Origin of the sequence: Lysinibacillus sp. NPDC093197, from assembly GCF_044754025.1 — a bacterium.
In the GTDB taxonomy this organism is placed as follows: domain Bacteria; phylum Bacillota; class Bacilli; order Bacillales_A; family Planococcaceae; genus Lysinibacillus.
In genome coordinates, this window is record NZ_JBIVOH010000010.1 from 1 (window position 1) to 13,779 (window position 13,779).

Here is a 13,779-nt window from a genome sequence, read left to right on the forward strand (position 1 = left end):
CTGAGCCAGGATCAAACTCTCCATAAAAGAAATTTGATTAGCTCAAATTGTTTTGCTGGCATCAATTTTGATGTCCAAAATTTTGTTTCGTTCACCAACGAAGTTAGTTAATAGAAACTATATTGATTACGTTTTGCTTGTTCAGTTTTCAAGGTTCATGTGTTTTGTCGTTTTTCAGCGACTTCTTTATCTTAACACCTTATTCAACTTGCGTCAATAACTTTTCAAAAGTTTTTTTCACTCGTTTTTAAGTGTTCTTGGTATGTCTTAGCGACAATTAATATAATACAATATCAATATATTAAACGTCAACACTTTTTTTTGAAAAAATATCGAGGTATTTTCTATACCTCGATAACTAGCATACTATATGGCTTATTCAAATTCTATAGACTCTTTATCCACCTTATAATGCCGGTGGAATATCATTTCACTTTTTGCAACGACAGGTTCAATAAGTATGTAGCCTTTATCCACTAAATACTCTACAAATACTTCTAAGTCTACAGAATAGTTAACAAGCTCATGATGATCATGTAATTCTTGAATAGTCCATGTCTCTTTTGTTTGCATTACTTCTAATATATGTTGAGCTCCATCCTGTGTTCGTGAATGAATTAAAAACTCACTTGCTAAAAATAGAAGCTCTAATCGCTTTTCAATTGGCTCACTGCTCATAACAAGTTCTTCATATAACTTATAGATAGCAGGCTCTATCTTTTTCACTTGCGCCCATACCGTAACTTCTGGATAAAGCCCACTATCTATAATGGACAATCGCCCTAAATGATGCAATGAATCAACAACATGATTATAGGCATCCAGGTAGCTTCCCTTATCAAAATATTCTTTCCCTTCTAAATAACGTCGAATTAATTTTGAAAATTGAATACCTGTTTTAATTTTCCGACCGCTAAACGGGAACTCTTGTAGTTCAATTTTTAATTTATGAAGGAATTCATTACGATCAAACAACACTCTGCCAAAGAAAATCCAATCAACTACTTTTTTGTTAGAGCCGATTAGTAACCACTTGCGTAACAATTTCTCTGTAACAGTATGTAAGGCTACCTTATTCCCCTCATATAAATAATGCTTTGAGAAAACAGGTTGATCCGCTTCCTTCACAATAATTAGTAATATCGTATCGAATGTGTCAGTAACGTTACTTTGTTCTTCACGCTTCTCCATTAAAATGACACCTAATGTATTAGACTGACTCGCACGTTCTTGGTATATCGGGCGCAAAACTTGCTCCATGTTCAGTCCTCCTCTATTTGTTATATGACTTTATTTCGTTAAAATTTCGACATACTCTGAAAGTATTCCTTCTTTGCCTTTTAGTCAAAACTAAAATACTTTGTTCTTATATGTTATAGTAGATTTTAGATTGGGAGGCAAGATATTGTATGAAACCTTACAAAAGTAAAATTAATAAAATCCGTTCATTTGCATTAGCACTTATTTTTATCGGCTTTGTTGTTATGTATGGGGGAATATTCTTCAAAAACCATCCTATCCTTGTCTTAATCTTCATGACGCTTGGTTTACTGTGTATTATTGGTAGTACAGTTGTCTATGCTTGGATTGGCCTTCTCTCAACAAGAGCAGTTCAAGTAGAGTGCCCGAATTGCCATAAGCATACGAAGGTTTTAGGTCGTGTCGATATGTGCATGTACTGTAACGAACCATTAACACTAGATCCAACACTTGAAGGAAAAGAGTTCGATCAATCTTATAATAACAAAGCAAAAAATTCCTAGCCCTCATATAAGAGCTAGGAATTTTCTTATTATTACCGCCACTACTATTATAGAAATAACCGATATTAGATGCTCACTATATATTTAGAAATTTGTTTTTCTTTTAGACCAGCTATACCAGTTTTGAAAAATTTCTGTTGATTCTGCCTGTCATCGAATGATTGCATCATTTGCTCTACTAATTTTTGCGTAATCATATCGTTTACCTCACCAGAAGACTGTTCTTGTTCTTCTTGCTTTGAAATTTTCACTTCTCTTACAATTACTTTTTCGCCATTTTCTTTCGTTACTATATGGCGTATATAGCCATTCTCTTTTTTTATTTCATATGTTGCTTTTCTTTTTTGGTTTGCTAAAAACAAATTATCCGATAAACGTTCTTCTTTTTTTAATGTACTAAAGTAATTACTACTCCCTAATTGTACATTCATTATATCCCTCCTACTAACTGTTCAATTGTCAGAGATACTCATTTGCTATGCTCCAATCTCCAACGCTTTATTCTTAACGTACATTATTTATATCGAGAATGTTCAGTCTATTTAAAGAAAATCTTTTTCGTTCCATTATAAAAAGCAAGCGAGCTAATGCCCACTTGCTTTTTTAAACGTTTTCATTCATACGCTTTCGTAAAAACTCCAAGAAAACTTATTGTACTTTCGCTGCAACATCTTTACATGCTGGACACGTGCCGTAGATTTCTAGACGGTGTGTGTGCACATCAAAGTCTGTTACTTGTGAAGCGAAGTGTTCGATTTCATCTAAACCTGGGTAATGGAAATCGACAATTTTACCGCAGCATTCACAAATCATATGATAATGATCATTTGTAACAAAATCAAAACGGCTAGAGGCATCCCCATAAGTAAGCTCTTTCACTAATCCTACTTCACGGAATACACGTAAATTATTGTAGACAGTTGCCACACTCATATTCGGAAATTTTCCTTCAAGCGCTTTATAAATTTCATCCGCAGTCGGATGTGTCATCGATTGAATTAAATATTCTAAAATAGCATGACGCTGAGGAGTAATGCGTACACCAGTTGTTTTTAACGTGTCAAGTGCATCCTGTAAATGCGGTATAGACATCGTCATGCACCCCTTTTCATAAGTATTATTAATTTATAATTGTTACAATTAGTGTATCGAATTAAGCTAACATCTGTCAACTTCCGTCCTATACATCAGCTAAATTAAATTACTTTTTAATATCCTCTCGACAAATCCACTACATTTTCTAGAGCTGTCTCTCCATTTAACCATTTCATCAAACTAGGTTTAAAAATATCTAAACTGCGTTCCACATAGCGAGAAGAATGACTTGAAACATGTGGTGACACTATGACATTCGGACATGACCATAATGGACTATTTGCACTAAGTGGTTCTTCTTCAAATACATCTAATACTGCGTAGCCAATTTCACCTGTTTCCATAGCATGAATAAGTACCTTTTCATCTACTAAATTACCACGGCCAAAATTCATGAAAATGGCATCGTTTTTCATTGCGCTAAAATGCTCTTCCTTCAATAAATGCGTAGTTTCCGCTGTTTTTGGCAATACAGAAATGACGATATCCGCCTTTGGCAAAGCTTCTGTTAGCATCGCAAAACTAACCATTTCATCCATGTAAGGTGCTGCTTTACCTGAACGGTTACAGCCAATTGTAGTTACACCAAATGCTTGTAATAAGCGACCTACTTCCGAGCCAATCGCGCCAGGCCCTAATATAAGCGCTGTATTATCACGTAATTCAGTTTGTTTCCCTTTTTTCGACCATTCTCTTTTCTTCTGATGCTCGTATAACCACGGCAATGCACGCTTAATTGCTAAAATATGAGCAAGCATTGACTCAGCCATAGGTGATTTATGAATTCCACGCACATTTGATACTAAAATACCTCGATCAATAATTGCTTGAGCTGGCATTTTTTCTACACCTGCCGAAGCAACGAATATCCATTTTAGTTTCGTTGCGTGTTGCATATTGTCATCATTTAAATCTTCGCCATATGTAACTAGTACATCTGCTTTTTGAAGTTCATCCGTAGATAACCCATTTTTAAATACAAAGTCACATTGTGAAAATTCCTCTACTAACGGTTCACGTAAATCGGGTCTTGGCTCAAACGTAAAATAAATTCTCATTTATGTTCCTCCTGATTTGCTAAATATGTGTATACTTCTTCAATATGATTTTTTACGCGTACTTTACGCCAAGCCTTTATAAGATTACCATCTGTATCAATTAAAAAGGTAGAACGTTCAATCCCCATATATTCGCGTCCATACATTTTCTTTAACACCCATACGCCATAAGCCTCCGCTACTGCATGATCCTCGTCCACTAATAGTGTAAAAGGTAGCCCATGCTTATCAATAAATTTTGTATGCTTTTGGACATTATCAGGGCTCACACCTAATATAACAGCGTTTAACTGACTGAAGTCTTCATGCTTATCACGGAAATCACATGCCTCTGTTGTACAACCTGGTGTCATATCTTTCGGATAAAAGTACAAAATTACATTTTTGCCCCTGAAATCTGCTAATTGTACGTACTCCCCTTTGTCATTAACAAGTGAAAAATCGGGTACTTTCTGTCCTTCTACTAATGTCATAACAAACTCCTCCTTTTGCATTTCTTATTTTACTCTAAGTAACAAATCAAGTCATATCCCTTATTTTCTTTGGATTTCTTACACTGATAGGTCTACAATAGATTAAGTATAATTACTTAGGAGGCATATTTATGAATCACTCAAAATCCGAAGCAGTACACGCAGAAGCGCTTTTACATATCGTTGGTGGTGTGAATAGCCCTTCTCGTTCATATAAAGCAGTTGGTGGGGGATCTCCCGTTGCAATGGCTCGAGGAAAAGGAGCTTATTTTTGGGATGTTGACGGCAACCGTTACATCGATTATTTAGCGGCATATGGCCCACTTGTTACAGGTCATGGCCATCCACATATCGCTAAGGCAATTTCAAATGCCGCTGAAAACGGGACTTTATTTGGAACTCCAACTGAATACGAAGTAACTTTTGCAAAAATGCTTAAAGAAGCCATTCCTTCAATGGATAAAGTACGCTTTAACAACTCTGGTACAGAAGCAGTAATGACAACGATCCGTGTTGCTCGTGCCTATACTGGCCGTACAAAAATTATGAAGTTTGCTGGCTGCTACCACGGTCACTTTGACTTAGTATTAGTAGCTGCAGGCTCTGGACCAGCTACATTAGGCACACCAGACTCAGCGGGTGTAACGACTGCTACGGCAGAAGAAGTAATTACGGTACCATTTAACAATCCAGAAGCATTTACTGAAGCGATGAATACATGGGGCGATCAAATTGCTGCTATTTTAATTGAGCCAATTGTAGGCAACTTTGGAATTGTTGAACCAAAACCTGGATTTTTAGAATTAGTGCATGCTACAGCGAAAGAAAAAGGTGCACTTACAATTTACGATGAAGTGATTACGGCATTCCGCTTCCATTACGGTGGCGCACAAACATTACTTGGTTTAACACCTGACCTTACTGCGCTAGGAAAAGTCATTGGTGGTGGTTTACCAATCGGTGCTTACGGTGGTCGCAAAGAAATTATGGATACAGTTGCTCCACTTGGACCAGCATACCAAGCAGGTACAATGGCAGGAAACCCTGCATCAATGCAAGCCGGTATAGCTTGCTTAGAAGTATTAGCTACTCCAGGTATTTACGATGAAATGGATCGACTTGGTGCGATTTTAGAAGACGGTATTTTAGCGGCTGCAACAAAACATGGTGTAACAATTACTTTAAATCGTCTAAAAGGTGCGCTTACAATTTACTTTACAGATGTGAAGGTAGAAAATTATGAGCAAGCAGAGAACACTGACGGAGAAATTTTCGGGCGCTTCTTTAAACTAATGCTTCACCGAGGCATTAACCTCGCTCCATCTAAATATGAAGCATGGTTTTTAACAACTGAGCATACAGAAGCAGATATTCGTGAAACAATCGAAGCTGTCGATTATGCATTTTCTCAACTATAATAGGGCGAAAAAAGGCGACTTTCATATGAGAGTCGCCTTTTTTATATTACGATATACAAATCTATGTATTTTCTAAGAACTTCCTTCTATAATGTAAAGAAGCATTAATTACGACTCGGCGTAATTGTATCCAGATTTTTTTGAGCCTGCTTGAGCTCCTCTTAAAATCTGAGACATCCGCTGAGGCCTTTAACTTGATTCACTCCCACTTATAGCAGTGGAGCACTTCTGCTGAAGCAAGTTAAAAATATTAGACAGAAAGGACATCGATTTTATTATGAAATTAGGTGCCCGTGTATTTAAAACTGGCGTAGCTATTGTCTTTGCTCTATTTGTTGCTGAGCTCCTGCAATTACCATCCCCAGTTTTTGCTGGAATTGCAGCAATCTTTGCGATTCAGCCGTCCATATATCGCTCATATCAAACGATAGTTGAACAAGTACAAGCAAATATAATAGGAGCCTCCATTGCCGTAATCTTTGGCTTACTTTTCGGTCACCACGTCGTGGCTGTTGGTATTGCAGTAATTATCGCAATAGGATTAATGTTAAAATTCAAGCTTGAAAAGTCACTGTCTCTTGCACTTGTTTCCGTTGTAGCCATTATGGAAATACAGGGTGATGACTTTCTTACGTTTGGTTTAATTCGCTTTCTTACAATTTTAGTTGGGGTTTTAGCAGCATTTGTTGTAAATCTTGTGTTTTTACCGCCAAAATACGAAGTAAAGCTTTTCCGTAAAATTTACTTTTTACAGGATGATATTATTCGCTGGACGAGACTAGCTGTTCGTCAAGCTTCTGAGCATACTTCTACTAAAACGGCTTTAAACAAATTTAGAGAACGTATGCTTAGAGTCGACACACTTTATGAGTTTTTCAAGGAAGAACGAAATTACTTTAAAAATAAAAAATACGTCAAAGCACGGAAATTAGTTGTGTACCGTCAAATGATTACTACTTCAAAAAAGAGTCTAGAATTGTTACAACGTCTGCATAATCATGAAAACGAATTAGCACATTTACCGACACAATTCCATTTAATGATTCAAGAGCGTCTAGACTTTCTGCTTACCTACCATGAGCAGCTGTTACTGAAATATACGGGGAAATTAAAGCCTGAGCATTCCGAATGGAGCAACCATATCGACTACATCCAACGCAATCAGTTAATGGAGATTTTTATCCATCAAGTGACCTTTGCGCACGAAGAAGGCGATACAGAATTTTCAAGCTATCACCTTCTGTATATTTTATCGCGTATTTTAGATTACGAAGAAAATTTAGAGCACTTAGATACATTAATTGTGTCCTATCAAAACTATCACGGTGAAGAAATCAACTTGGAAATTGAGGAAGAGTTTATTTAATAGGCCAATTAACAAAGCTATTTGGGCAATCCCTACCACTACTTTTCGTGTTTGGGGCTTGCCTTGTAAACTTCTATGTACATGTTGACGGTACGGATTGCTCGCTTTCCGCGGGTGTTACTTAAGCCTCCTTCTCCGCTTCGCTTCGAAAGCCGTTTTCTCCTACGCTAAGGGAAAACGGCTTCTTTTTATTTTGTTTGTCTTATTCTAAAAGTCGATTCATTTTCGTACAGACCGTCATCCCCCTCCCCTCATCCTGATTAAATGCTTTATTCAACTCATTTTTCTGCATGGATCATTACAACCTTTTGAATGAGACTGAACTGGGCTATTGTATATGTCGACACCAATCAATCCCTGTTTGGATGTAAAAAAGACCATCTAAACGATGGTCTTGCAGACTGTAGACAAATTCATAAATTAACGGATGAACCTTTCTTTGAACACTTACTTTACTTCTTTCATAAATAGTCTAACGTTTTCAGCGATTTCTTTAAATTTGGTATGGTGTAAATAATGTGATCCATCCATGGTTACTAGTTTTCCATGTACCGAGTCTTTGATCTGCTCTTCATGCAGAGGTAACCATCCTGCTACATCTTCGTTATTCGCTTGTACAAAGAGAAGAAGTGGAAGATATTTAGGGAAGGTTAAACCTTGAGCCCCTTTAAAATTAGACGAAATATGGTCCATCTCATTCAAGGTTGTGTCATTATACATGTTTTTATTTGAAATCATTTTCATTTGCTCTACGGTTTTTTCATTAAATGCCAGTCCAGCATAGGGGTCAGCACTGATTTTCATAGCCAATCTTAAGAGACCTGATTTTTTGAGATATGCAAACGTTTTTAATGGGAAATTCATATCCATACCCGGTTGTGTTGCAACACTGCTATCGATTCCGACAAATGCAGTCACCTCGTTTGGATATTTGTTCACATAATCAATTCCATAAATGCCTGTAATGGAGTGGCCCATGAGCATATATCTGTTAATATGAAGCTGCTGTAGAGCTTCATGAACTTCACTTACAATGTTCTCCGTGGTCCGCTCTTTTACAGTTTCATCACTTAATCCATAACCGAAAGGCTCTATCGCAACAACTTTGTAAAATGGAGATAATTCATCGATAAGAAGCTTAAAATCAAGCCCTGGAGTAGCTGTTCCATAACCAGGCAGGAGCACGATTGTTTCCTTGCCCTCGCCTTGAATTAACACATTCATGTTTTTCCCGTCTACAGATACATGCTGCCCGTAAGGCACGATTCGTTTTTGCTCCGAATGACTACTCATCACATTTACGGTATAAACAATACCTAAAAAAAGTACAATGGCTAGAACGATTGCTCCTATGATTTTAAGTAAGATGTTTCGCACTTTCTTTATTTTCGTTCCACTCAGCGTTTTCTTTTCCTCTTGTTGTATCACTGTCATCTTCTCCTGTCCTGATCTGGTTGATTGTCTTCCTTCATGTGCCTGTAATGAAACCTTAACAAATGAAGATGTACTCCTCATGACGACAATATGAACTGAATATGAACTGTCAAAAAAAAAATGCTACGACTCATATGCAAATAAGCTTGCATATGAGTCGTAGCATAGAGAATGAATCTAACTAATCTATTGGTGTAGTGATTGGCAAGGTGACAATGAAGGTCGTTCCTTGACCAAGTTCACTTTTCACTCGGATGTCACCTTGATGAAGCGACACAATCTGTTTAACGATAGCGAGTCCCATACCACTTCCGTCATACTTACGACTGTGGGAACGATCGGCCTTAAAAAAACGCTCGAATATACGCTTTTGGTCGTCAAGGTGAATACCAATACCAGTGTCGGATATTAGGATTGTCACGTTTTTGATATCTTGTTTAATGCTTACGTTAATTACGCTGGCATCCTCGGAAAATTTGATGCTATTTCTAAGGATATTCGTCCATACCTGATTTAACAGGTCATGGTCAGCCGTTACTTTAACTGTCTGTAAATCAAGCTCGAAATGTATATCGCGAGCAGACCATTGTGGCTGGAGCGCCACGATTATCCGTCTGATTTGTTCATCGAGGCTGAACGTGACGAGCTGCAGTTGCTTTGACTGCGATTCAAGCAAACTCAGCTTTAGCAGGCTATCACTCATTTTGGACATCCTTTTCGCTTCAGCGATGATAATATCAAGATAACGGCTTCGTTCGTATTCTGAAAGATCAACTTGCTTAAGCACTAGAGCATAACCGGATATCGAAGTGAGTGGAGACTGAACCTCGTGCGACACGTTCGTTACGAATTCCCTGCGCATCTGCTCAAGTTGCTGCAGATCGTGCATCATTTCTTCGAAGCTGCGAGCCAAAGTACCCAGCTCACTCGTTTGCTTAATATTCAACTTGACGTTGAAATCTCCAGATGCTATCCGCTTGGTCGCTTTTGTCAGCTTTTTGATTGGTTTTACCAGGTATACAGAGGCAACTAGAATCAATAAGCTTCCTGCAATCAACGAACATGTTGCAAAGACCAATGCCCACTTTGTGACATAAGAGGCCGAAGGAGGGGCGAGCGCTTCCAGAAATATCGCTTTCGTTCCCATTTCCGTTTTCAACGGCAACCCTAAGAGGACCGTGGCAATACCATTAGGAGTTTCTTGAACAACACCTCCATCTAATGCTTTCTTTAGTTGCTCTCTCGTCACAGGCGCAGGTTTGTGTCCGTGAAGTTTACCGTAAGACTTGAACTGACCCGTTGTTTCGTAAATTCGAATATAATAAGAATCGAGTTGCTTCATTTCACTTACGAACATGTCCGCTTCATGTAACGGAAGGGTGTTGTAAATCTGGACGATGTCTTGACCAAAGTTACGTAAGTTGGTTTGAGCATTTTCGTTCAATTTATCTTCGAATATCCAAGTTGACACAAAAAAAGAAATGATCGTGCCCCCGATGATGGAGACTAAAAATGTCAGGATAACACGTATATATAAGGATCTGATCATTCATAAACCTCAAGCCGATACCCAAGCCCGCGCACCGTTTCGATCCGAAAATCGGGTGTAGTCGCGAACCGTTCACGCAGCCGTTTAATATGTACGTCTACCGTTCGATCATCTCCAGCGTAATTGATACCCCAAATCTGATCGATCAACTGCACGCGCGTATAGACTTGTCCTGGTGTTCCAGCGAGCTTATACAGCAATTCAAACTCCTTTAGTGGCAACGTAAGCGTCTCCGTCCCCTTCGTCACCTTATAGGTCTGTCGATCAAGAATGACGTTCCCGAAATGGATCGTCTGCGTGGAGCCAATCTTGTATCGTTTGAGTAGTGCCCTAACACGAACCGTCAACTCTAACGGATCGAATGGTTTCGTTAAATAATCGTCCGTCCCAAGTTCGAAACCTTTCACTTTCTCCCATGTTTCTCCTCTCGCAGTCAGCATAAGTAAAGGTAGATCAGGATTGGCTCTTCGGAGCTCCTTGCTTAACGTCCAACCATCCATAATCGGCATCATAATGTCAAGTATGACAAGATCGACATTCGTTGAGTTGTAGACGGCCAGTGCTTCCTTGCCGTCCGCTGCTTCAACTGTTTCGAATCCGTCGTTGCGTAGAAATAAACAGACGAGTTCGCGAATGTTCGCATCGTCGTCAGCAACTAGTATAGTAGACATCTGTTCCCTCTTTTCCCTGTTTTCCACCGCATTATTTCAAGTAATCATTATACTATAAGCTAACATGTATGATGATTAACCAAAGTAATACAGTTTTTTGATTTATCGACCTGTAGATTTCATGTGTTTCTTTCCAACTAATTTGCCACTCAATTGACAAGGCTTCGCAAAGAAACAGGCGTGGTAAACCTGCAAATGAAGGCCAATAGACAAAACAAACGTTTGAAGCTGACACCTTAATATGGTGTCAGCTTTTTTAGGCTTCACTATTTAATGCCATTAGTTGTTGTTCTATTTGTTGACGCTTAGTTGCTTGTTCAGCTCGTATTTGACGATAACTTGCAATACCAGTAACGATTGTCTCCCACATTTCTTCGAGCGTCATAGTCGTCTCACTTTGTTGCGCATATTCTAAGCTTTGCAAAACAGCACGATTATTTTCTTCACCAAATTGCTTCATGCGCTTTTCAAAAGCAGCTACGGATTCCTGATGTAGCTGTTGCCGCTTTTCATTCACCGCATTCATAATACCTAATTTAAAAACGGGAATTGTCGTAATAAACGCTCCGTTTATTTGCTCCATTAACTCACTATTGCCATTGCGTAGCATATCCATTTGTGTTGCCCCTAAAATTGCTACCAAACGCGATTTTTCAAGCTCATCAATTTTTTGTGCAAGTGTTTCGGCAATTGCTTGTAAAGTTGTAAGCTCCATTTTAGCAATTTGATTACCTGCATCACTTTGTTTTTCATACATCGGAATTAGCGTTGTCTTTATCTCGTCTAGTTTCATTTCTGCTGCTATGATATATTTTTCAAGCTCCAAATAATACGACAAATTTTCGTTATACAAGCGAGCAAGCATTCGATTATCATTTGCCAATGCTTCTTCCATTAGCACAAATTGATAATGGACTTTTTCAATATCTCTACCAAGAGTATTATATTTAGCATACAAATCTTCCTTATTTTTTGGAGCTCGTTTAAACAGTCTCCCAAAAAAGCCTTGTTGCGCAATGACTTCTTTTTTATCAAACTTAGACATTAGCGCTTCAAGCTGTTTTAACAATTCATTGGATTCATTTACTTTTGAATGGGCTATCGTTTTTAAAATTTGGTCTGAGAAACGAGAAAGCTTAACTGCTGGTTCCTTCCCGAGCTCCGTTAATTCAAGTTTATTTTTTATATTGATATGATTTGCAATATGCTGTACTTCTGGATTTTGACATAGCTGTTGTTTTGTTTGATCTGCCGTTTCAGCTGTCAATCGTTCAAGGACAATAGCTCTATTTGACATCGTGTTCCTCCTTTCCAAGCCGTCAGAAGAAACGGTTAAATAATTTTTTAATCATTTTATCAGGCTTTGCCTTTTGTTGCTTTGGCTCTTCAAATTGTAAGTCAAACACCATATGCTCTAGACGATGTCCATCAAACGTATCCTCTAGCAAATGTTTTTCTATATCAAGCTTTCCTGTTGGATTGTAAAAAATAATATCCACGCCAAAACGATTTAAAAATGCTAAAAGAGCAATATCTTCTCGTGATAATGACGGCTGCTGCGGAGCTTGATAGAGCACCACTTTGGGAACTTCCTGAGCATAATCAAAACTTTGTAATAGGCGCAATATATCTTTTGGAATCATCGTCATTTGTTTAAATATAAATAATTGCAATTCGTACTGTGACTCATTTGGCTGCAGTTTCAGCATGGGCTGTTCACAGGACGTTTTAATTGTATGAGCAATTGCTGATTGTAGCTCCAATGTCAAATCATCATATTGCCACCAATCACTTTGCATAATCCGCTCCGTAGATAGTTCACCATTCACTAAACAATGCTTATAGTGAAAATGAAAATTAGCTCTACTCGTTTTTGCATATGGAAATTCATGCACAAATACAGCTTGTGGGCTAGCAAGCAGTTGATGCATATACCCCCAATATTCTTCACGGCTACTAGATACACCACTAATTTTCGCGAAAATTACAGGAATGATTACTTCATCCCTAAGCACCTCAAATTTCGGGCGAACCATCGCCTTTTCATTGGCATAAATAAAAATATCATCATATGTCATACGTAGTGTTAATGAACGCGGCAAATGATCTTTAAATTGCCATGGTCGATAAACACCAGAATGCTGGTCATGCATTAAGTGTTCAAAATGTTGGCTAGAACTATAGCCAACTGTAGCTTGGCGATCACGTAATTTATCTGGGAATGGCTGTAACGCTGTTTGACTTACATAGGAGTGCGTAACAGAAAATGCATCTGTCGGATCCACAGTAGCAAATTCATCAATCGCCGCAGGATGGAAGATTAACACATCGCAGCCAAGCTCCATTAATAATAGGAGAAAATAGCGCTGACTAATTGTTGTTTCACCATACCAAACGACCTTCGGAAAATCATCTGTCGGTTTCATCGCTTTTGTCCACTGAATCCAATGGTTTTTGAGCCACTTCACCATATCAATTAAAAAGCGTCGAAAGTCATTCGCTAGTAATCCAAGTGATTGCTGATCTCTGAAGCGCTCCACTACTCGCATCGTCACTAGCTGTAAATGACGATTCATCGAAGGATCATCATGCTTAGGAATAAGTTGATGACCATACATCATGGCAATCAGTCGATTAATCGACAAGCCTTTAGGGGATTGCTGATGTTGTTCTAAAATCGTTTGCAATGCCTGAAAATCCTTTTGCTCAATATGTTTGTTTAATTCTTCGCTTAAAATATGGACATTTGGATTTTGTGACATTGTATATAAGGAATTAAAATAATCATCTTCTTCTATCGGGACACCTAATATACGTACAGCAATACGACTAAAACGTACGTGTTGTGCTGTTACCTCGTAAACTGTTCGCGCGTTAGCTGTATCTTGGAAGGCTTGTAGCCAATCATAAGAATCTCTTTCTAATATCGATTCAATTGTGACTGTTTGCATA

General features: G+C 38.2%; 13 protein-coding genes. 3 read left to right on the forward strand and 10 right to left on the reverse strand.

Annotation, left to right across the window (positions count from 1 at the left end):
* Positions 1–375: 375 nt before the first annotated feature.
* Positions 376–1,260 carry a nucleotidyltransferase-like protein gene (locus tag ACIP9G_RS20205; protein ID WP_340822386.1) on the reverse strand — a complete coding sequence of 295 codons (885 nt, stop codon included), beginning with the start codon at positions 1,258–1,260 and terminating at the stop codon, positions 376–378.
* A 149-nt stretch (positions 1,261–1,409) separates the two neighbouring features.
* Between ACIP9G_RS20205 and ACIP9G_RS20210 the strand changes: the two genes are divergently transcribed.
* The gene (locus tag ACIP9G_RS20210) at positions 1,410–1,763 is read left to right on the forward strand and encodes a YgzB family protein (RefSeq protein WP_340822385.1); all 354 of its coding nucleotides are present in this window, start codon (positions 1,410–1,412) and stop codon (positions 1,761–1,763) included.
* 65 nt (positions 1,764–1,828) lie between these two features.
* Here the strand turns inward: ACIP9G_RS20210 and ACIP9G_RS20215 are convergent, their stop codons facing one another.
* The 4 genes from ACIP9G_RS20215 to bcp all read right to left on the reverse strand — a co-directional run bounded on the left by ACIP9G_RS20215 (position 1,829) and on the right by bcp (position 4,389).
* Complete coding sequence (locus ACIP9G_RS20215; protein WP_401021762.1) at positions 1,829–2,194, reverse strand: hypothetical protein; 366 nt, start codon at positions 2,192–2,194, stop codon at positions 1,829–1,831.
* Positions 2,195–2,411: 217 nt separating this feature from the next.
* Positions 2,412–2,855, reverse strand: coding sequence for a peroxide-responsive transcriptional repressor PerR (gene perR, locus ACIP9G_RS20220; RefSeq protein WP_173479551.1), 444 nt, complete (start codon positions 2,853–2,855; stop codon positions 2,412–2,414).
* Positions 2,856–2,971: 116 nt separating this feature from the next.
* A complete protein-coding gene (locus ACIP9G_RS20225) occupies positions 2,972–3,916 on the reverse strand; it encodes a D-2-hydroxyacid dehydrogenase (protein WP_401021765.1) in 945 nt (314 codons plus the stop codon).
* Positions 3,913–4,389, reverse strand: a complete 477-nt coding sequence (bcp, locus tag ACIP9G_RS20230; RefSeq protein ID WP_401021767.1) for a thioredoxin-dependent thiol peroxidase — start codon at positions 4,387–4,389, stop codon at positions 3,913–3,915. Before bcp ends, ACIP9G_RS20225 begins: the two co-directional genes overlap by 4 nt.
* 131 nt (positions 4,390–4,520) lie before the next feature.
* Here bcp and ACIP9G_RS20235 point away from each other — a divergent pair, with 131 nt between their 5' ends.
* Together ACIP9G_RS20235 and ACIP9G_RS20240 are read left to right on the forward strand one after the other, a co-directional pair.
* Positions 4,521–5,807: a glutamate-1-semialdehyde 2,1-aminomutase gene (locus ACIP9G_RS20235; RefSeq protein WP_401021769.1), complete on the forward strand. Its 1,287-nt coding sequence runs from the start codon at positions 4,521–4,523 to the stop codon at positions 5,805–5,807.
* A gap of 277 nt (positions 5,808–6,084) precedes the next feature.
* A complete protein-coding gene (locus ACIP9G_RS20240) occupies positions 6,085–7,173 on the forward strand; it encodes an FUSC family protein (protein ID WP_340822379.1) in 1,089 nt (362 codons plus the stop codon).
* A 447-nt stretch (positions 7,174–7,620) separates the two neighbouring features.
* Here the strand turns inward: ACIP9G_RS20240 and ACIP9G_RS20245 are convergent, their stop codons facing one another.
* From ACIP9G_RS20245 to ACIP9G_RS20265, 5 genes are all read right to left on the reverse strand, one after another.
* On the reverse strand, positions 7,621–8,601 hold the full coding sequence (locus ACIP9G_RS20245; RefSeq protein ID WP_401021772.1) for an alpha/beta hydrolase: 981 nt from the start codon (positions 8,599–8,601) through the stop codon (positions 7,621–7,623).
* 187 nt (positions 8,602–8,788) lie between these two features.
* The gene (locus tag ACIP9G_RS20250) at positions 8,789–10,156 is read right to left on the reverse strand and encodes a sensor histidine kinase (protein ID WP_401021774.1); all 1,368 of its coding nucleotides are present in this window, start codon (positions 10,154–10,156) and stop codon (positions 8,789–8,791) included.
* Positions 10,153–10,827: a response regulator transcription factor gene (locus tag ACIP9G_RS20255; RefSeq protein WP_401021776.1), complete on the reverse strand. Its 675-nt coding sequence runs from the start codon at positions 10,825–10,827 to the stop codon at positions 10,153–10,155. The genes ACIP9G_RS20250 and ACIP9G_RS20255 overlap by 4 nt, the downstream gene beginning before the upstream one ends.
* A 256-nt stretch (positions 10,828–11,083) precedes the next feature.
* Positions 11,084–12,124: a toxic anion resistance protein gene (locus tag ACIP9G_RS20260; RefSeq protein ID WP_401021778.1), complete on the reverse strand. Its 1,041-nt coding sequence runs from the start codon at positions 12,122–12,124 to the stop codon at positions 11,084–11,086.
* Between the two features lie 22 nt (positions 12,125–12,146).
* Positions 12,147–13,778, reverse strand: coding sequence for a YceG family protein (locus ACIP9G_RS20265; RefSeq protein ID WP_401021780.1), 1,632 nt, complete (start codon positions 13,776–13,778; stop codon positions 12,147–12,149).
* Between the last annotated feature and the right edge of the window lies 1 nt (position 13,779).

What these genes read in the sequence shown, in the direction of transcription:
- ACIP9G_RS20240 (WP_340822379.1), top strand. Translation starts at nt 6,085, where the DNA reads ATGAAATTAGGTGCCCGTGTATTTAAAACTGGCGTAGCTATTGTCTTT.
- ACIP9G_RS20205 (WP_340822386.1), bottom strand. Translation starts at nt 1,260, where the DNA reads ATGGAGCAAGTTTTGCGCCCGATATACCAAGAACGTGCGAGTCAGTCT.
- ACIP9G_RS20235 (WP_401021769.1), top strand. Translation starts at nt 4,521, where the DNA reads ATGAATCACTCAAAATCCGAAGCAGTACACGCAGAAGCGCTTTTACAT.
- ACIP9G_RS20225 (WP_401021765.1), bottom strand. Translation starts at nt 3,916, where the DNA reads ATGAGAATTTATTTTACGTTTGAGCCAAGACCCGATTTACGTGAACCG.
- perR (WP_173479551.1), bottom strand. Translation starts at nt 2,855, where the DNA reads ATGTCTATACCGCATTTACAGGATGCACTTGACACGTTAAAAACAACT.
- ACIP9G_RS20260 (WP_401021778.1), bottom strand. Translation starts at nt 12,124, where the DNA reads ATGTCAAATAGAGCTATTGTCCTTGAACGATTGACAGCTGAAACGGCA.
- ACIP9G_RS20210 (WP_340822385.1), top strand. Translation starts at nt 1,410, where the DNA reads ATGAAACCTTACAAAAGTAAAATTAATAAAATCCGTTCATTTGCATTA.
- bcp (WP_401021767.1), bottom strand. Translation starts at nt 4,389, where the DNA reads ATGACATTAGTAGAAGGACAGAAAGTACCCGATTTTTCACTTGTTAAT.
- ACIP9G_RS20215 (WP_401021762.1), bottom strand. Translation starts at nt 2,194, where the DNA reads ATGAATGTACAATTAGGGAGTAGTAATTACTTTAGTACATTAAAAAAA.
- ACIP9G_RS20265 (WP_401021780.1), bottom strand. Translation starts at nt 13,778, where the DNA reads ATGCAAACAGTCACAATTGAATCGATATTAGAAAGAGATTCTTATGAT.
- ACIP9G_RS20255 (WP_401021776.1), bottom strand. Translation starts at nt 10,827, where the DNA reads ATGTCTACTATACTAGTTGCTGACGACGATGCGAACATTCGCGAACTC.
- ACIP9G_RS20250 (WP_401021774.1), bottom strand. Translation starts at nt 10,156, where the DNA reads ATGATCAGATCCTTATATATACGTGTTATCCTGACATTTTTAGTCTCC.